This window comes from Variovorax sp. FG153, from assembly GCF_057809595.1.
Genome location: NZ_JBMDKG010000009.1, coordinates 26859 through 43594, shown reverse-complemented (window position 1 = coordinate 43594; position 16736 = coordinate 26859). Strand labels below are relative to the sequence as shown.

14 protein-coding genes and 1 pseudogene are annotated in these 16736 nt (G+C 70.0%); 6 read left to right on the top strand and 9 right to left on the bottom strand.

Annotated features, from left to right (window positions below; translation table 11 throughout):
* Positions 1 to 288: 288 nt before the first annotated feature.
* The 3 genes from rpoD to ACODT0_RS12810 all read left to right on the top strand — a co-directional run bounded on the left by rpoD (position 289) and on the right by ACODT0_RS12810 (position 5194).
* Positions 289 to 2661: an RNA polymerase sigma factor RpoD gene (gene rpoD, locus ACODT0_RS12820; RefSeq protein ID WP_057590422.1), complete on the top strand. Its 2373-nt coding sequence runs from the start codon at positions 289 to 291 to the stop codon at positions 2659 to 2661.
* 108 nt (positions 2662 to 2769) lie between these two features.
* Positions 2770 to 4005 carry a multidrug effflux MFS transporter gene (locus ACODT0_RS12815; RefSeq protein ID WP_057590423.1) on the top strand — a complete coding sequence of 412 codons (1236 nt, stop codon included), beginning with the start codon at positions 2770 to 2772 and terminating at the stop codon, positions 4003 to 4005.
* Between the two features lie 52 nt (positions 4006 to 4057).
* Positions 4058 to 5194 carry an HPP family protein gene (locus tag ACODT0_RS12810; protein WP_057590424.1) on the top strand — a complete coding sequence of 379 codons (1137 nt, stop codon included), beginning with the start codon at positions 4058 to 4060 and terminating at the stop codon, positions 5192 to 5194.
* Between the two features lie 28 nt (positions 5195 to 5222).
* Here ACODT0_RS12810 and ACODT0_RS12805 read toward each other — a convergent pair whose 3' ends face one another.
* From ACODT0_RS12805 to ACODT0_RS12795, 3 genes are read right to left on the bottom strand one after another with little or no spacing between them, the layout of a single operon-like run.
* A complete protein-coding gene (locus ACODT0_RS12805; RefSeq protein ID WP_489041438.1) occupies positions 5223 to 6209 on the bottom strand; it encodes a tripartite tricarboxylate transporter substrate binding protein in 987 nt (328 codons plus the stop codon).
* A gap of 40 nt (positions 6210 to 6249) precedes the next feature.
* The gene (locus ACODT0_RS12800) at positions 6250 to 7452 is read right to left on the bottom strand and encodes a CaiB/BaiF CoA transferase family protein (RefSeq protein WP_489041437.1); all 1203 of its coding nucleotides are present in this window, start codon (positions 7450 to 7452) and stop codon (positions 6250 to 6252) included.
* Positions 7449 to 8417: a hydroxymethylglutaryl-CoA lyase gene (locus tag ACODT0_RS12795; RefSeq protein ID WP_489041436.1), complete on the bottom strand. Its 969-nt coding sequence runs from the start codon at positions 8415 to 8417 to the stop codon at positions 7449 to 7451. The genes ACODT0_RS12800 and ACODT0_RS12795 overlap by 4 nt, the downstream gene beginning before the upstream one ends.
* A 131-nt stretch (positions 8418 to 8548) precedes the next feature.
* Between ACODT0_RS12795 and ACODT0_RS12790 the strand changes: the two genes are divergently transcribed.
* The 3 genes and pseudogenes from ACODT0_RS12790 (at position 8549) to ACODT0_RS12780 (ending at position 11161) form a co-directional block, all read left to right on the top strand.
* Positions 8549 to 9454: a LysR family transcriptional regulator gene (locus ACODT0_RS12790; RefSeq protein ID WP_057590428.1), complete on the top strand. Its 906-nt coding sequence runs from the start codon at positions 8549 to 8551 to the stop codon at positions 9452 to 9454.
* Between the two features lie 121 nt (positions 9455 to 9575).
* Positions 9576 to 10454: pseudogene (locus ACODT0_RS12785) on the top strand (MBL fold metallo-hydrolase); the annotation flags it as partial.
* Positions 10448 to 11161 carry a DsbA family protein gene (locus ACODT0_RS12780; protein WP_057590430.1) on the top strand — a complete coding sequence of 238 codons (714 nt, stop codon included), beginning with the start codon at positions 10448 to 10450 and terminating at the stop codon, positions 11159 to 11161. The pseudogene ACODT0_RS12785 and the gene ACODT0_RS12780, both read left to right, overlap by 7 nt.
* Before the next feature lie 3 nt (positions 11162 to 11164).
* Here ACODT0_RS12780 and ACODT0_RS12775 read toward each other — a convergent pair whose 3' ends face one another.
* The 6 genes from ACODT0_RS12775 to ACODT0_RS12750 form a co-directional block, all read right to left on the bottom strand.
* On the bottom strand, positions 11165 to 11464 hold the full coding sequence (locus tag ACODT0_RS12775) for a putative quinol monooxygenase (RefSeq protein ID WP_422097555.1): 300 nt from the start codon (positions 11462 to 11464) through the stop codon (positions 11165 to 11167).
* 110 nt (positions 11465 to 11574) lie between these two features.
* Entirely contained in the window at positions 11575 to 13098 is a 1524-nt protein-coding gene (locus ACODT0_RS12770) for a tannase/feruloyl esterase family alpha/beta hydrolase (protein WP_489041435.1), read from the bottom strand.
* Positions 13099 to 13343: 245 nt separating this feature from the next.
* Positions 13344 to 14048: an ABC transporter ATP-binding protein gene (locus ACODT0_RS12765; RefSeq protein ID WP_057595668.1), complete on the bottom strand. Its 705-nt coding sequence runs from the start codon at positions 14046 to 14048 to the stop codon at positions 13344 to 13346.
* Positions 14041 to 14811, bottom strand: coding sequence for an ABC transporter ATP-binding protein (locus tag ACODT0_RS12760; protein WP_057595669.1), 771 nt, complete (start codon positions 14809 to 14811; stop codon positions 14041 to 14043). Before ACODT0_RS12760 ends, ACODT0_RS12765 begins: the two co-directional genes overlap by 8 nt.
* Positions 14808 to 15794: a branched-chain amino acid ABC transporter permease gene (locus ACODT0_RS12755; RefSeq protein ID WP_296731983.1), complete on the bottom strand. Its 987-nt coding sequence runs from the start codon at positions 15792 to 15794 to the stop codon at positions 14808 to 14810. The genes ACODT0_RS12760 and ACODT0_RS12755 overlap by 4 nt, the downstream gene beginning before the upstream one ends.
* On the bottom strand, positions 15794 to 16666 hold the full coding sequence (locus tag ACODT0_RS12750) for a branched-chain amino acid ABC transporter permease (RefSeq protein WP_057595671.1): 873 nt from the start codon (positions 16664 to 16666) through the stop codon (positions 15794 to 15796). The genes ACODT0_RS12755 and ACODT0_RS12750 overlap by 1 nt, the downstream gene beginning before the upstream one ends.
* Positions 16667 to 16736 lie beyond the last annotated feature (70 nt).

Sequence of the window (16736 nt, the reverse complement as noted above, 5' to 3'; positions counted from 1 at the left end):
CGCTATAATGTAGGGCTTCGCAACTGGCGAAATCGGCAAGAGCGACAGCAGCACCTCCGGACCGGCCCCTCGCGCAACGCACTCCACGGCAACCCCGCTGGAAAGGGCCAATACCCGCAAGGACTGCACACCAAATGATCGCCCGACATCTTGCCTATTGAGGATTTATTCCTCTTTTCCCCAATTGTTCCTGTCCGGCCGTGCCGGGCTGGCGGCGCTGTCCTCGCGGACCGCGCCCGTGTGATTTCGTGTGATCCCGCTTGTTCATTCTTGTTGTAACGAGGTCGTATGCCCAGTTCAAAGAAGCCTGCTCCTTCACCCGCCAAAAGCGCCGCCGCCAAGCCTGCAGCCGAAAAACCGTTGAAAGCGGCCGCTTTGCCGGCAACTAAGACGGGTGCAGCCGCGTCCAAGGCGGCAGCCGCAACGAAAGTGAAAACCGTGCCCACGAAATCGACGACCACCACCGACGACACCAAGAAGACAGCCGCCAAGACGGCTGCCGCAGGCGCTGCAGCCCCCGCGGCCAAGAAGGTCGGCCGCCCGCCCAAGGCCGCCAGCACCGCCGCCGCTCCCGCCACCGGCGCCAAGCGCGGCCGCAAGCCCAAGGCCGACAAGGATGCGCCCGAGAGCGACGTCGACCTGTCGGACATCGAGGACGACCTGGCCGGTGACGAACCCGCGGCCGCCGTTGCGACGACCGAGGAGAAGGTCAAGCCGCTGCGCATGAAGATCAGCAAGGCGAAGGAACGCGCCTTGATGAAGGAATTCGGCCTCGACGAGACCGTGCTGTCCGAGGAAGACCTCGCCAAGCGCCGCTCGCGCCTGAAGACCCTGATCACGCTGGGCAAGACCCGCGGCTACCTGACGCACGGCGAAATCTCCGACCACCTGCCCGACAAGCTGGTCGACGCCGAGACCATGGAAGTCGTGGTCACCATGCTCAACGACATGGGCGTGGCCGTCTACGAGCAGACCCCCGACGCCGAGACCCTGCTGCTGAACAACACCGCCCCCACCGCGACCACGGTGGAGGAAGCGGAAGAGGAAGCCGAAGCGGCTCTCTCCACCGTGGACAGCGAATTCGGCCGCACCACCGACCCCGTGCGCATGTACATGCGCGAAATGGGCACGGTCGAACTGCTGACCCGCGAAGGCGAAATCGAGATCGCCAAGCGCATCGAAGGCGGCCTGATGGCGATGATGGAGGCCATCTCGGCCTCCCCCGCCACCATCGCCGAGATCCTGCGCCTGGCCGGCGAGATCCGTGAAGGCAAGGTCGTCATCTCGACCATCGTCGACGGCTTCTCGAACCCCAACGAGGCCGACGACTACGTGGCCGAGGAAGACTTCGACGAATTCGACGAGGAAGACGACGACGACGGCAAGGGCGGCTCCAAGGCGCTGACCAAGAAGCTCGAGGAACTCAAGAACGAGGCCCTGTCGCGCTTCGACCGCATCGCCGAGATGTTCGAGAAGGTGCACAAGGTCTACGACAAGGAAGGCTACGGCACGCCCTCGTACACCAAGGCCCAGCAGTCCCTGTCGGACGAGCTGATGACCATCCGCTTCACCGCGCGCACCATCGAGCGCCTGTGCGACCTCGTGCGCACCCAGGTCGACGACGTGCGCAAGAAGGAGCGCGAGCTGCGCCGCATCATCGTGGACAAGTGCGGCTTCCCGCAGGACGAGTTCATCCGCGACTTCAGCGGCTTCGACAAGAACGGCAACCGCATCGCCTCCAACCTGCTGAACCTCAAGTGGGTCGAGAAGCAGGCCGCCGCCGGCAAGCCCTGGAGCGCCGTGCTCGCGCGCAACATTCCGCCGGTGCAGGAACTGCAGCAGAAGCTGGCCGACATCCAGTCGCGCGTGGTGGTGCCGCTGACCGAGCTCAAGGACATCAACAAGCGCATGAACGAGGGCGAATCGTCCTCGCGCGATGCCAAGAAGGAAATGATCGAGGCCAACCTGCGCCTCGTGATCTCGATCGCCAAGAAGTACACCAACCGCGGCCTGCAGTTCCTCGACCTGATCCAGGAAGGCAACATCGGCCTGATGAAGGCGGTGGACAAGTTCGAATACCGCCGCGGCTACAAGTTCTCGACCTACGCCACGTGGTGGATCCGCCAGGCGATCACGCGCTCGATCGCCGACCAGGCGCGCACCATCCGCATCCCGGTGCACATGATCGAGACCATCAACAAGATGAACCGCATCTCGCGCCAGCACTTGCAGGAGTTCGGCTTCGAGCCCGACGCCGGCATCCTGGCCGCCAAGATGGAGATCCCGGAAGACAAGATCCGCAAGATCATGAAGATCGCGAAGGAGCCGATCTCGATGGAAACCCCCATCGGCGACGACGACGATTCGCACCTGGGCGACTTCATCGAGGACAGCAGCAACACGGCCCCGATCGAGGCCGCGATGCAGGCGGGTCTGCGCGACGTGGTCAAGGACATCCTCGACTCGCTGACGCCGCGCGAAGCCAAGGTGCTGCGCATGCGCTTCGGCATCGAGATGTCGACCGACCACACGCTGGAAGAAGTCGGCAAGCAGTTCGACGTGACGCGCGAGCGCATCCGCCAGATCGAGGCGAAGGCCCTGCGCAAGCTCAAGCATCCGTCACGCTCGGACAAGCTGCGCAGCTTTATTGATACGCTCTGAGCCGGTCTCCCGGTATTTCCCCGCAAAGGAGGCGCCCGCAAGGGCGCTTTCTTTTTTGGGCCCCTCTGCGACAGCTACCCAGATAAGAAGAATGGAGCAATCCTCATCATGAATCCCGATGCAGACAAACTCTGGCAAGCCCCGCGCTGGGCGCTGGCCGTGCTGCTCGCGGTGCTCGGCATGCTCGGGCCCTTCTCCATCGACACCTACATCCCCGCCTTCTCGGGCATCGCGCGCTCCATCGGCGCGACGCCGGCCGAGATGCAGCAGACGCTCTCGGCCTACCTGTTCGGCTTCGCGTTCATGAACCTGTTCCATGGCGCGCTGTCCGACAGCTTCGGACGCCGCCCGGTGGTGCTGTGGGGCCTCGCGGTGTTCACGCTGGCCTCGCTGGGCTGCGCGCTGTCGCAGACGATCACGCAGCTGGTGCTGTTCCGCGGCTTGCAGGGCCTGTCGACGGGCGCGGGCATCGTGGTCTCGCGCGCGGTGATCCGCGACATGTTCCCGCCCGCCGAGGCCCAGCGCGTGATGAGCCAGGTCACGATCTACTTCGGCGTGGCACCGGCCATCGCGCCGATCGTCGGCGGCTTCCTGTTCGTGCACGCAGGCTGGCACGCGGTGTTCTGGTTCCTGGTGGCCGTGGGCGTGGTGCTGTTCGCCGCCAACTACAAGCTGCTGCCCGAGACGCTGCATCCCTCGCACCGCCAGTCCTTCCACGTGCGCCACCTGCTGCGCGGCTACTGGGACCTCTGTTCCGACCCGCGCTTCCTGCTGCTGGCCTTCGCCAGCGGCGTGCCCTTCAACGGCATGTTCCTCTACGTGCTGGCCGCGCCGGCCTTCCTCGGCGACCACCTCGCGCTGCAGCCGCAGCAATTCTTCTGGTTCTTCCTGCTGACCATCGGCGGCATCATGCTCGGCGCGCGCGCCAGCGGGCGCATGGCCGGCAAGGTGGCGCCCAAGCGCCAGATCCGCGACGGCTTCCTGATCATGCTGGTCACCTCGGTGGTCAACGTGGTCGCCAACACCTTCTTCCAGGCCCACGTGGCCTGGGCGCTGTGGCCGCTCGCGGTGTTCGCCTTCGGCTGGGCGCTGATGGTGCCGGTGGTCACGCTGCTGGTGCTCGACCTGCATCCCGAGCGCCGCGGCATGGCCTCCTCGCTGCAGGCCGTGATCGGCTCCACCGCCAACGGCATCGTGGCCGGCGCGGTGGCGCCGCTGGTGATGCACTCCACGCTCGCGCTCGCGCTCACTTCCACCCTGATGCTGGCCATCGGCCTGGTGGCCTGGGTCTGGCTGCACGGCCGCTGGCCCGACATCGGCCGGCGCGTCGCCCACGAGGGCTGAAACGGCGGCAGGCGAACGAACAAGAACAACACCGAGACACTCTTCGATCCGCATGTCCTCCGCCAACAAGCTCCTCGTCTATCTGCGCGCCTGGCTGCCGGGCCGCACCACCGTCGATGCGCGCGAGCGCCTGCGCGCCATGGGCGGCGCGGCCCTCGGGCTGCTGATCACGGCGCTGATCTGCCGCTGGATCGCGCAGACCCTCGGCGGCAATGCCGTGTGGCTGATCGCGCCGCTGGGCGCGAGCGCGGTGCTGGTGTTCGCGGTGCCGGCCAGCCCGCTCGCGCAGCCCTGGTCGGTGGTGGGCGGCAACACGCTGTCGGCCATCGTGGGCATCGCCAGCGTCAACTGGATTCCCGACCCGGCCGTGGCCGCCGCGGTCGCGGTGGGCGGCGCCATCGGCCTGATGTTCGTGGCGCGCTGCCTGCATCCGCCGGGCGGCGCCGCGGCGCTGCTGGCGGTGCTCACCCACACCACGCACCTGTCGTCGGCCTTCTTCCCCTTCTTCGTCAACTCGCTGCTGCTGGTGCTCGCGGGCGCGGCCTACAACAGCTTCACCGGCCGGCGCTATCCGCACGTGCAGGTGGCGCAGCCGCCGCGCGCCGACGCGCGCTTCAGCCAGGCCGACATCGATGCCGTGCTGGCGCGCTACAACCAGGTGCTCGACATCAGCCGCGACGACCTCGAGTCGCTGATCCAGCAGACCGAGCTCGAGAGCTACAAGCGGCGGCTCGGCACCCTGCACTGCGACGACATCATGTCGCGCACGCCGATCACGGTGGAGTTCGGCACGCCGCTGCAGGAGGCCTGGGCGCTGATGCACGAGCGCCGCATCAAGGCGCTGCCGGTGGTCGACCGCACGCGCCGCGTGGTGGGCATCGTCACGCAGGCCGACTTCTTCCGCCAGCTCGACCTGGCGCACCACGAGGGCATCGCGGGCCGGCTGCGCGACTTCATCCGCGCCACCCGCACCGTGGTCTCGAACAAGCCCGAAGTGGTGGGCCAGATCATGACGCGCCAGGTGCGCGTGGCCAGCGCCGACCGCCCCGTGGTCGACCTGGTGCCGCTGTTCTCCGAGGGCGGCCACCACCACATCCCGATCATCGACGCCGAGAAGCGGCTGGCCGGCATGATCACCCAGTCGGATTTCGTGCGCGCGCTCTACCGCGCGGTGCGGCCCGAGAACTGATCGCCCCGGGCCGCGAAGGCCCGCGTGCTCACTCGAGCACCACGTTGGCCTTCTTCACCAGCGCCGCGTAGCGCGCCGCCTCGCTGCGGAAATAGGCGGCCGCCTGCTCGGGCGTGGTGGGCTTGATGAGGTTGCCCTGCTTGTCCATGGCCTCGCGCACCTCGGCGCTCGCGAAGGCCGCGGCCACGGCGTCGTGCACGCGCTGCACCTCGGCCGCCTGCATCTTCGCCGGCCCGATCACCGCGAACCAGCCCTCGACCACGTAGTTCGGCAGCCCCTGCTCGGCGATGGTCGGCATCTCGGGCGCGGCCGGCGAGCGCGCCGGGCCGCACAGGCCGATGGCGCGCAGCGCGCCGCTCTTCAGGTGCGGCTGCACGGCCGGCAGCGCGACCACGCCCATCTCGACCTGGCCCGCGATCATGTCGGTGACCATCGGGCCCGTGCCCTTGTACGGAATGTGCCGCGCCTTCACGCCGGCCTCGTCCATGAACATCTCGCCGGCCAGGTGGATGATGGTGCCGTTGCCCGAGGAGGCGTAGTTGTAGCCCTCGGGCTTCGCGCGCAGCAGCGCCACCAGCTCCTTCACGTTCTTCGCCGGCAGCTTCGGGTTCACCGCCAGCACCAGCGGCGTGGCGCCCACCACGCTGATCGGCGTCACGTCGGCGATCGGGTCGAAGGGCATCTTCCGAAACACCGCCGGGTTGATGACGTGGTTGTTCGACACCATGCCCAAGGTGAAGCCGTCGGGCACGGCCTTGACCACGGTCGAGGTGCCCGTGATGCCGCCCGCGCCCGGCTGGTTCTCGACCACCACCGGCTGGCCGAAGGACTTGCCGAGCGCCACCGTGGCGGCGCGCACGATGGCGTCCACGCCCGAGCCCGCGCTGATCGGCAGGATGAAGCGCACGGGCCGGTCGCCCTGTGCCCAGGCGGGCCAGGCGGCCAGCGCGGCCGCGCCGGCACCCAGGCCCAGCAGCGCGCGGCGGTTGATGAAGAAAGGCAGTGGGTTGCGCATCGTCTTGTCTCTCGTTGTAGTGGGGGAAGAAAAAACCGGCCTAGGCCACGGCCGCGTCGTCGAGCAGCGCCTGCATCTGCGCCTCGCCATAGCCGAGCTCGGCCAGCAGCTCGCGCGTGTGCTGGCCCAGCGTCGGCGGATCGAGGCGCACGCCCAGGCGCTCGCCGCCCAGCGTGATCGGGAACAGCGTGGTCTGCGCGGTCTGGCCCGCGCGCTCGCCGTCGGGCAGGCGGATGTCGGCCAGGCCGCCGGTGGCCAGCAGGTGCGGATCGCCGTAGAGGTCCTCGGGCCGCACGATCGGCGCGAACGGCAGGCCGCGCGCCTCGAAGAGCGCCGACAGCTCGGCGGCCGGGCGCGAAGCCAGCCGCGCGCGCAGGTCCGCCAGCAGCGTCGGGCGCAGCCGCACGCGGTCGTTGTTGGTGCGCAGCGCCGGGTCGGCCTTGAGGTCGTCGAAGCCCAGGGCATCGCAAAAGCTCTGCCATTGCGCGTCGCTGACCGCGGCCAGGAAGATCTGCTCGCCGTCCTTCACGGTGAACACGTCGTACAGCGCCCAGGCCGAGATGCGATCAGGCATCGGCGCCGCGGCCTGGCCCGTGATCGCGTACTGCAGCATGTGCTGGCCGACCAGGAACACGTTGTTCTCGAACAGCGCCGAATGCACCTCCTGCCCCTCTCCGGTCTGGCCGCGCTGCATCAGCGCGGCCATCGCGCCGATGGCGCCGAACATGCCGCCCATGATGTCGTTGACGCTGGTGCCCGCGCGCAGCGGGTCGCCAGGCCGGCCGGTCATGTAGGCCAGCCCGCCCATCATCTGCACCACCTCGTCGAGCGCTGTGCGGTGCTCGTAGGGGCCGGGCAGGAAGCCCGTGTGGTTGACGTACACCAGCCGCGGGTTGAGCCGGCGCAGCGCGGCGTAGTCGAGGCCGTACTTCCCCATGGTGCCGGGCTTGAAGTTCTGCGCCACCACGTCGGCGCCGGCGCACAGGCGCAGCGCGGCCTCGAGCCCCTGCGGATGGCGCAGGTCGAGCGCGATGCTCTTCTTGTTGCGGTTGAACATCGGGAAGAAGCCCGCGCCGGCGCCCAGCAGGTGGCGCGTGCGGTCGCCTTCGATGGGCTCGACCTTGATGACCTCGGCGCCGAGGTCGGCCAGCACCATGCCACAGGTCGGGCCCATCACCATGTGGGTGAACTCGACCACGCGGATGCCGGCCAGCGGCAGGCGCTTCTCTTCGAGGGCGCTCATGCCGCCACCTCTTCCTGCGCGAAGGTCTTCGGGAAGCCCGCGCGCCACAGCGTGCCCTGCAGCGTCTCGCCGTCCAGCCATTGCGCCACGCGCTCGCGCAGCGCGAGCAGCTGCCGCAGGTCGACGCCCGTGGCCACGCCCATGCTCTGCAGCATGAACAGCAGGTCCTCGGTGTCGACGTTGCCGCTGGCGCCCGGCGCATGCGGGCAGCCGCCGATGCCGGCCAGGCAGGCGTCGAAGCGCGCGATGCCGACCTCGAGCGCCGCATAGACATTGGCCAGCCCCAGCCCGCGCGTGTCGTGGAAATGGCCGCACCACAGCCGCTCGCCCGCGATGGCCCGCGCGCGCTCGAACAGGCTGCGCACCATCGCCGGATCGGCATAGCCGACGGTGTCGGCCAGGCTCACGCGGTCGGCGCCCGCGTCGAGCAGCCCCTGCATCAGCCGCAGCACCTCCTCGGGCGCCACCGGGCCCTGGAGCGTGCAGCCGAAGGCGGTGCCCACGCCGCCCTCGATCAGCGTCCTCGAGCCCGCGGCATCGCGCGCGGCGCGGATGCGGCCGACCTCGGCCACCACCTCGTCGGGCGTCTTGCGCAGGTTGGCGAGGCTGTGCGCATGGCTGGCCGACAGCGGCACCACCAGCAGATCGGCCTCGCCCTCGATGGCGCGTTCGGCGCCCTTCAGGTTGGGCACCAGCACCGAGGCGAACAGGCCCGGCAGGGTCTTCGCGAAGGCCAGCAGCTCGGCCGTGTCGGCCAGTTGCGGCAGCAGCCGCGCGGGCACGAAGGAGCCGACCTCGATCTCGCGCTGGCCGGCTGCATGGGCAGCGCGGATCCATTCGCGCTTGTGCGCGGTGGGCAGGGTGCGGGCGATGCTCTGCAGGCCGTCGCGCAGGCCCACTTCGCGCACGGTGGCGCGCGGCGGCAGGAAGGCGTGCGGGCGCGCCGGGGCGGAAGGTTCGGTCAAGGCGGTGTCTCCGTGGGATGGATGTCTGGAATCGGCGTCATTCTTAGACTTTCCGATTCGATGCAGAAGCTATATTTCGGAAGCCGATCCGTTCCGAATCGGAACACCACGAAAACCACGGAGCCGACGCCATGCGCGACCTCGACCTCACCACCCTGCGCCTGTTCGTCTCGGTCTGCGAGACCCGCAGCATCGCGCGCGCCGGCGCGCAGGCCAGCATCGTCGGCTCGGCCATCAGCAAGCGGCTGGCCCAGCTCGAGGACACGCTGGGCACGCCGCTGTTCGTGCGGCGCCGCCGCGGCGTGGTGCCCACGGCCGCCGGCGAAACCCTGCTCGAGCATGCGCGCGCCATGCTCGGCAGCGTCAACCGCATCGAGCGCGACATGGCGGCCTATGCCGGCGGCATGCGCGGCCATGTGCGCATGCTGGCCTCGGCCTCGGTGATGGCCGAGTCGCTGGCCGAGGACGTGGCCGATTTCCTGCAGGACCCGGCGCACCGCAACATCCGCGTCGACATGGAGGAGCGCGTCAGCCCCGAGATCGTGCGCGGCATCCGCGAGGGCGTGGCCTCGATCGGCCTGTGCTGGGACGCGGCCGACCTCGAGGGCCTGCAGCGGCGCGACTACCGCAGCGACCACCTCGCAGTGGTGGCCCATCCCTCGCACCCGGTGGCGCGGATGCGCGAGGTGCGCTTCGAGCAACTGCTCGACCACGAGTTCGTCGGCATGCCTGCGCTCAGCGCGGTACAGCTGCTGCTCGCGCGCGAGGCCACGGCCGCGGGCAAGCCGCTGGTGCACCGCGTGCTGGTGTCGAACTTCGACGCCGCGCTGCGCGTCGTGCGTGCCGGCCTCGCGATCAGCGTGGTGCCGGCCGAGGTGGCGCAGCCCTTCACCGCGGCCTACGGCCTGTGCCTGATGCCGCTGGCCGACCCGTGGGCGAAGCGCCGCTTCGCGATCTGCTTTCGCGACGAGGCCTCGCTCTCGCCCGCGGCACAGCTGCTGGTGGCGCACCTCGAGAAGCTGGCGCGGCGCGACTGATCCGCCCGATTCGACCGGATTACGAAACGATCCTTTGCGCGGAAGCCGGTTTTTGTTTCGTTCGGCGCCATCCACACTGCGGGCTTCACCTGTCACACCCTCATCCGCAGAAAGAATCGCCATGTTCCGCCGCAGCTTCCTCGCCGCCACCGCGCTCGCCGCCTTCTCCACCCTCGGTCTCGCCGCACCTGCCGCCCCCTTGACGCTCGAGGTCTACAACCCTGGCGCGGCCTCGCTGTTTCCCGTCTCCTCGAGCATCGTCTCGGGCGAGAAGGAGGCCGTGCTGATCGACGCCCAGTTCCAGCGCAACGACGCCCAGGCGCTGGTGAAGAAGATCCAGGCCGGCGGCCGCAGGCTCGCCACCGTCTACATCAGCCACAGCGACCCCGACTACTACTTCGGCCTCGACGTGATCCATGCCGCCTTCCCCGACGCGAAGATCGTCGCCACGCCGCAGACCGTGGCCGCGATCCAGGCCTCGAAGGACGGCAAGCTGGCCCACTGGGGTCCGATCCTCAAGGACAACGCGCCGCAGTCGCTGGTCGTGCCCGAGCCGCTCGCGGGCGACACGATCGAGCTCGAGGGCCGCAAGATCCAGGTCGTCGGCCCCACGCCCGCGCGCACCGTCGCGTGGATTCCCTCGCTCAGGACCGTGGTCGGCGGCGTGCCGGTATCGGCCAACATCCACCTCTGGGTGGCCGACACGCAGACGCCCGAGTCGCGCCGCGACTGGCGCCGCACGCTCGACCGCATCGCGGCGCTCAAGCCGAAGACCGTGGTGCCCGGCCACTACCTGCCGAACGCCGACGGCTCGGCGCCCTCCACGCTCGCCTCGGTGAACTTCACGCGCGCCTACCTGCAGGCCTTCGAGACCGAGGCCGCGAAGGCCAGGGACTCGGCCGCGCTGATCGCCGCGATGAAGAAGCGCTACCCCAAGCTGGAGGACGTCTCCTCGCTCGAACTGAGCGCGAAGGTCATCAAGGGAGAGATGAAATGGCCGCAATGAACGAAGCCACCACCCTGCACTGCATCTTCGACCCGCTGTGCGGCTGGTGCTATGCCGCCGCGCCGCTGGTCGAGGCCGCGCGCGAGGTGCCCGGGCTGCGCGTCGAACTGCATGGCGGCGGCATGATGACCGGCGCCAACCGCCGCGCCATCACGCCGCAGTGGCGCGACTACGTGCTGCCGCACGACCGCCGCATCGCCGAGCTCACGGGCCAGCCCTTCGGCGAGGCCTACTTCGAAGGCCTGCTGCGCGACGGCACGGCCGTGATGGACTCCGAGCCGCCGACCACCGCGATCCTCGCGGCCGAGTCGCTGCGCGCGGGTGGCGCGCTCGACATGGCCCATCGCGTGCAGCGCGCGCACTACGCCGAGGGCCGGCGCATCGCCGACGCCGACGTGCTGCAGGCGCTGGCCGCGGAACTGGGCTTCGATGCCGAGGCCTTCGCCGCGGCCTTCGCGCGGCTGTCGGGCGAAGCGACCGCGCAACACATCGAGGCCAGCCGCGCGCTGCTGCGCCGCGTCGGTGGCCAGGGCTTCCCGACCTTCGTGCTCGCGCGGCCCGATGGCGGCGCGAGCCGGGTCGACATCGGCCCGTGGCTGGGCCGGCCGGACGCGTGGAAGGCGCAACTCGCGAGCTTCGCGGCGCCGGCGTCAACCTCGTCGGCAACGCCGGCCTGCGGCCCGGACGGCTGCGCGATCTGAGCGCTACGCGACCTGCTCCAGAAAGACCAGCCGGATCGGCTCCTCGAGCAGTTCGTCGAAGCGCTGCTCGAAGGCCTTGAAGTGCGGCGTGGCCAGATGCGCATCCAGCGCGGCCTGGTCCCGGAACGACTCGCGCATGTAGAAGCTGCCGGGTTCGTCGCGCAGTTCGAACAGCGTGTAGTCGAGGCAGCCGGGCTCCTGGCGCGTGGGCGGCACCAGCGCGCTCAATGCGGCGCGAAGGGATTCGCGCCGACCGGGCCGGGCTTTCAGGACGGCGATGCCGATGAGGGGGGTCGTGTTCATGGGGCGTGGAGGGTGTGACAGGGACCCCGCAGTGTGCGAGCAGGCCCGTGCATGAAAAAGCCCTCGCGCCCGGAAACTCTTTCAAGCGCCGCTTGAAGATCGGCCCGGCGCTAGCGCGTGCACTGGAAGCTCGCCGCCTGCGCCACATCGCCTCCCACGTAGCGCGGCCACAGCGGCCATTCGCACAGCGGGCGCGCGCGCACCGTCCTGAAGGGCGGCTGCACCTCCTGCTCGAGCAGTTGCAGGCCGGCGGGCGCGCGGCCGCGCTCGACCCAGTCGACCAGCACGCCGAGCATGTCGACGTTGGCCGGCGCGCCGCTGCCCACGTGGTCCACGCCGGGCGCGGTGTACAGCCGCATGAAGCGGTCCGCCTCGGCGCGGCCCATGCGCGCGACCACCGACTCGTGGTAGCGGATGCCCGCGAACGGGCTCTGCGCATAGTCGGCCATGTGCTCGAGCATCAGCAGCTTGCCGCCGCGCGCGCTGAAGGCGCCGAGGTCGGGGTCGGTCGAATCCATCAGCCGCGAGACGGTGGCGATGCGCGCCGCATGGTCCTCGGCGCGGTAGTTGCGCACGTCGAGCGACGGATCGCGGGCATAGAAGTACTGCAGCGCGCCGCTGCCGTAGAACCACGCGATGCCGTTGCTCGGCTGCGGCGGCACGGTCGGCGCGGCGCTGCCGGTCCACCAGGCGTTCCAGCCGCCCATCGAGGCGAAGGCCGGCGTGGCCTCGCCGCCGATGCCCCAGCCCGGGTACTCCGCGATGCCGTTGGCGAGTGGCACGGGCGAGCGCCACGGCGAACGCAGCGTGCGCACCGCCTGCACCTGCGCGTCGTTGAGGCAGTCGTCCCCGCGCGTGCCCGCCGCGCAGCGCAGGCTGGCCGGGTCGAAGCGCTGCAGGCAGGCCACCGGGTTCGACACGATGCGATCGGCCGTGCCGTCGGCGGCATCGCAGGCCGCGAGCACGGCCTCGTGCACCCGCTGCACCTGCGCGGGCCGCAGCCAGCCCTCGCCGAAGGTGGCGATGCCGTTGCGCGTGCCCGCATGCTGCAGCCCGGTCCAGTTGATGACCGGCACGCGGCTGAAGATGCCGTCGAAGTCGCGCGGATAGCGCTGCGCCATGGTCAGCGCCTCGCGCCCGCCCTCCGAGCTGCCCATGAAGTAGAGCTTGCGCGGCGCCTGTCCGTAGGCGCGCTGCATCAGCGCCACGGCCACGTCGCGCACCTTCTTGTACGAGGCATGCGCGAAGTTCTCGAGCGCCTCGTCGTTGAGCGCGAAGGCCTGCGGCGGCTGGCCGGCCACGTTCTGGTGGCCGGAGTCGGTGCCGTAGGTCACGTAGCCCTGCGCGAGCGGCGTGGGCTGGTCGAAGCGGGCCGCCGGCACCAGCGCCAGGCCGGTGATCAGCACGCCGTTGAACCCGCCGCCGCCGTACTGCAGGCTGCGGCCGTTCCAGGCCAGCGGCAGGTTGACCTGGAACCCGATCGGCGGCGCGGCGGCATCGAGCGGCGCGATGCGCCCGAGCAGCCGGCAATGCGCGGGCGTGGCCGGCGTGATGCGCGCCGCCGGACTCGGGCCGCGCTCGGCCACCGCCAGCGGCGCGGCGGCCACAAGGGTGGCGGTGTCGATGGTCGCCATGCCGCTGGGCAGGCCGATCGCGCCGGGGGGGGGGGGGGCACCGGTGCCGCGAGGCGCGCGCAGGCCGCGGCGGGGTCGGGCCCGAGGCTCAGGCTTTGCGGCGCGGAAGGCCCGCCGGTGCCGCAGGCGGCGAGCAGGCCCGCGGCGATCGCCAGGGCCGACAGGCCGGCGGTTCGTCGCATCGTCGTGTTCCGGATCGTCATGGTCTTCTGTCTCCTTGTCTTTCCGGCCGATGCGTCGACCGCCTAGCGCGCCACGCCCAGCAAGCGATCGAGCACCTGCGGCTGCGCGCGCAGCGCGGCCGCGCTGTCGGCATGCACGATGGTCCCGTGGTCGAGCACCACGGCCTCGTCGGAGATCGCGAGGATCGCCTGCGGATGCTGCTCGACCACGATCGCGGCCAGGCCCTCGTCGCGCGTGATGCGGCGGATGGCGCGCAGCAGCTCCTCCACGATGATCGGCGCCAGGCCCTCGAGCGGCTCGTCGAGCAGCAGCAGCTTCGGGTTCAGCACCAGCGCGCGGCCCACGGCCAGCATCTGCTGCTCGCCGCCCGAGAGCTGGGTGCCGAGGTTGGTCTTGCGCTCGGCCAGGCGCGGGAACATCTCGTAGACGCGGCGCGGATTCCACGGCCCGGGCCGCTCCACGGCCGTGAGGTTCTCGTGCACGGTGAGCGACTTGAAGATGTTGCGCTCCTGCGGCACCCAGCCGATGCCGGCCGCCGCGCGCTGGTGCGGCGCGAGCCGGTGCAGCGCCTGGCCGCCGAGCGCGATGCTGCCGCCGTGCTGGCGCGTGGCGCCCGCCAGGGTGTTGATCAGCGTGGTCTTGCCGGTGCCGTTGCGGCCCAGCAGCGCGAGCGTGCGGCCCTCGCCGAGCGCGAAGGACACGTCGTGCAGCACCACGGCCTCGCCGTAGCCGGCGCTGAGGTTATCGATGCGCAGCAGCTCAGACATGGGCGGCCTCCGCGGACTGGCCATGGCCGAGGTAGACCTCCTTGACCCGCGGGTCGCTGGCGATGGCCTCGGGATCGCCCTCTGTCAGCAGGGTGCCGTTGACCAGCACCGTCATGCGGTCGGCGAAGCTGAACACCAGGTCCATGTCGTGCTCGATCAGCAGCACCGACACGTCGGCCGGCAGCGCGGCCACGGTCTGCAGCAGCTCCTCGCGCTCGCCCGCGGGCACGCCGGCCACGGGTTCGTCGAGCAGCAGCACGCGCGGCTCGCAGGCCAGCGCGATCGCGATCTCGAGCAGCCGGCGCTTGCCGTAGGCCAGATGCTTGGTCTGCTGGTGCGCCACGTCGGCCAGGTGGAACTGCTCGAGCAGCTGCCCCGCGCGCTCGGCCACCGCCCTGGTCGCGCCGAGCGGGCGCCACCATTGCGCGCCGATGCCCTGGTGCTGCGACACGACCAGCGCCAGCGTCTCGAGCGGCGTCATCGAGTCGAACAGCTGGTTGATCTGGAAGGTGCGCACCAGCCCGCGCGCCACGCGCTTGTGCGGCGCGAGGCGCGTGATGTCCTCGCCGAGCAGCGTGATGCGGCCCTCGGAGGGCGTGAGCACGCCCGTGAGCTGGTTGATCAGCGTGGTCTTGCCGGCGCCGTTCGGGCCGATCAGCGCATGGCGCGCGCCGCGCCGGAGTTCCATCGAGACGTTGTTCGTCGCGGTGATGCCGCCGAAGCGCATCACCAGCCCATGGGTCGAGAGCACGGTGTCGGTCATGCCGCACCGCCCTTCTTGCCGGCACCGAACCAGGTCCAGGGCTTGAGCAGACGATCGCGGCCCACGAGCACCAGCAACACCAGGATCAGGCCGATCCAGAACATCCAGTACTGCGGCGTCACCGACGACAGCCAGGTCTGCAGCAGCTTGAAGACGATGGCGCCCGCGACGCCGCCGTAGAGCCAGCCCACGCCGCCGATCACCAGCATCAGCAGCACGTCGGCCGAGCGGTCGAAGGCCAGCACGTCGAGCGAGGCGAAGCCGGTGGTCTGCGCGAGCAGCGCGCCCGCGGCGCCGGCCACGCCGGCCGCCACGGTGTAGATCACGGCCAGCCGCGACACCACCGGGATGCCGATCGCCATGGCGCGCAGCCGGTTGTCGCGGATCGCCTTGAGCGTGGCGCCGAAGGGCGAATGCACGAGCCGGCGCATGACGAGGAACAGCACCAGCATCACGGCGAGCGAATACCAGGCGGCCGTGCGGCCGTAGAGATCGAACTCGAACAGGCCGAGCACCGGCCCCATCACCACGCCCTGCAGGCCGTCGGCACCGCCGGTCAGCCAGTCGAGCTTGTTGGCGAGCTCGAGCAGCAGGAGCGCGGTGCCGAGCGTGACCATCAGCCGCGTGAGGTCGCTGCCGCGCAGGATGGTGACGCTGGCCACCAGCCCGAGCAGCGCCGACAGCACGATGGCGAACAGCAGGCCCACGGTCGGGTCGGGCATCACCAGCTTGGCGAACAGCGCCGCGGCATAGGCGCCGAAGCCGAAGAAGGCCGCATGGCCCAGCGAAACGATGCCGGTGTAGCCGAGGATCAGGTCGAGCGACATCGCGAACAGCGCGACGATGGCGATCTCGTTGACCAGCAGCGAGTGCGAGGGCGTGATCAGCGGCAGCGCGAAGGCCACGGCCCACACGACGAACTCGACCGGGTGCCAGCGCGCCTTGCGCAGCAGCGGCGACTGGAAGTCGGAAGGCGCATCCATCAGCGGCCCCCCTTGCGCGTGAACAGGCCCTGCGGCCGCCACATCAGGATCAGGATCATCAGCAGGTAGACGGTGAAGGCGCCCATCTTCGGAATGAAGTACTTGCCGGCCACGTCGGCGATGCCCAGCAGCAGCGCGGCCGCGAGCGGCCCGGTGATCGACGAAGTGCCGCCGACCGAGACCACGATCAGGAAATAGATCATGTACTTGAGCGGGAAGGTCGGATCGAGGCCGAGGATCTCGGCGCCGAGCGCGCCGCCCAGCCCCGCGAGCCCTGAGCCGACCGCGAAGGTCAGCAGGAACACCACGTTGACGTTGATGCCCAGCCCCGCGGCCACGCGCGGGTCGTCGACCGCGGCGCGCAGCCGGCTGCCGAAGCGGGTCTTCGAGAGGATCAGTTGCAGCACCACGGTGAGCACCGCGCAGACCGCGATGATGAACAGCCGGTAGTGGCCCATGCCCAGCATCAGCGCGCCGTCGCCGAGCTCGGTGCGCCCGCGCAGCCATTCGGGCAGCTGCACGTTCTGCTGCGAGGAGCCCACGAAGTAGTCGATGGCCGCCACCGCCATGAAGGCCAGCCCGATCGAGAACAGCACCTGGTCGAGGTGCGGCTTGCCGTACATGGGCCGGTAGAGCGTGCGCTCGAGCAGCGCGCCGGCCAGCGCCACGACCACGAAGGCCAGCGGCAGGCACAGCATGAACGGCACGCCGAACTTCTGCATCGCGAACACGGTGAGATAACCGCCCGCCATCGCGAAGGCGCCGTGCGCGAGGTTGATGAAGTTCATCAGCCCCAGCGTCACGGCCAGCCCCACGGCGAGCACGAACAGCAGCATGCCGTAGGCGATGCCGTCGAAAAGAATGGTGAGCATGTGCGCTTGTTCGCGGCTGCCGAATGCGGGCTGACCGGACGCGAAGGACGCGAAAACTACGCGAAGGACG

Excerpts from the sequence above, each read along its gene's own strand:
- ACODT0_RS12800 (WP_489041437.1), bottom strand. The coding sequence starts at position 7,452 with ATGAGCGCCCTCGAAGAGAAGCGCCTGCCGCTGGCCGGCATCCGCGTG.
- ACODT0_RS12750 (WP_057595671.1), bottom strand. The coding sequence starts at position 16,666 with ATGCTCACCATTCTTTTCGACGGCATCGCCTACGGCATGCTGCTGTTC.
- ACODT0_RS12755 (WP_296731983.1), bottom strand. The coding sequence starts at position 15,794 with ATGGATGCGCCTTCCGACTTCCAGTCGCCGCTGCTGCGCAAGGCGCGC.
- ACODT0_RS12760 (WP_057595669.1), bottom strand. The coding sequence starts at position 14,811 with ATGACCGACACCGTGCTCTCGACCCATGGGCTGGTGATGCGCTTCGGC.
- ACODT0_RS12790 (WP_057590428.1), top strand. The coding sequence starts at position 8,549 with ATGCGCGACCTCGACCTCACCACCCTGCGCCTGTTCGTCTCGGTCTGC.
- rpoD (WP_057590422.1), top strand. The coding sequence starts at position 289 with ATGCCCAGTTCAAAGAAGCCTGCTCCTTCACCCGCCAAAAGCGCCGCC.
- ACODT0_RS12775 (WP_422097555.1), bottom strand. The coding sequence starts at position 11,464 with ATGAACACGACCCCCCTCATCGGCATCGCCGTCCTGAAAGCCCGGCCC.
- ACODT0_RS12815 (WP_057590423.1), top strand. The coding sequence starts at position 2,770 with ATGAATCCCGATGCAGACAAACTCTGGCAAGCCCCGCGCTGGGCGCTG.
- ACODT0_RS12810 (WP_057590424.1), top strand. The coding sequence starts at position 4,058 with ATGTCCTCCGCCAACAAGCTCCTCGTCTATCTGCGCGCCTGGCTGCCG.
- ACODT0_RS12805 (WP_489041438.1), bottom strand. The coding sequence starts at position 6,209 with ATGCGCAACCCACTGCCTTTCTTCATCAACCGCCGCGCGCTGCTGGGC.
- ACODT0_RS12780 (WP_057590430.1), top strand. The coding sequence starts at position 10,448 with ATGGCCGCAATGAACGAAGCCACCACCCTGCACTGCATCTTCGACCCG.
- ACODT0_RS12770 (WP_489041435.1), bottom strand. The coding sequence starts at position 13,098 with ATGGCGACCATCGACACCGCCACCCTTGTGGCCGCCGCGCCGCTGGCG.
- ACODT0_RS12765 (WP_057595668.1), bottom strand. The coding sequence starts at position 14,048 with ATGTCTGAGCTGCTGCGCATCGATAACCTCAGCGCCGGCTACGGCGAG.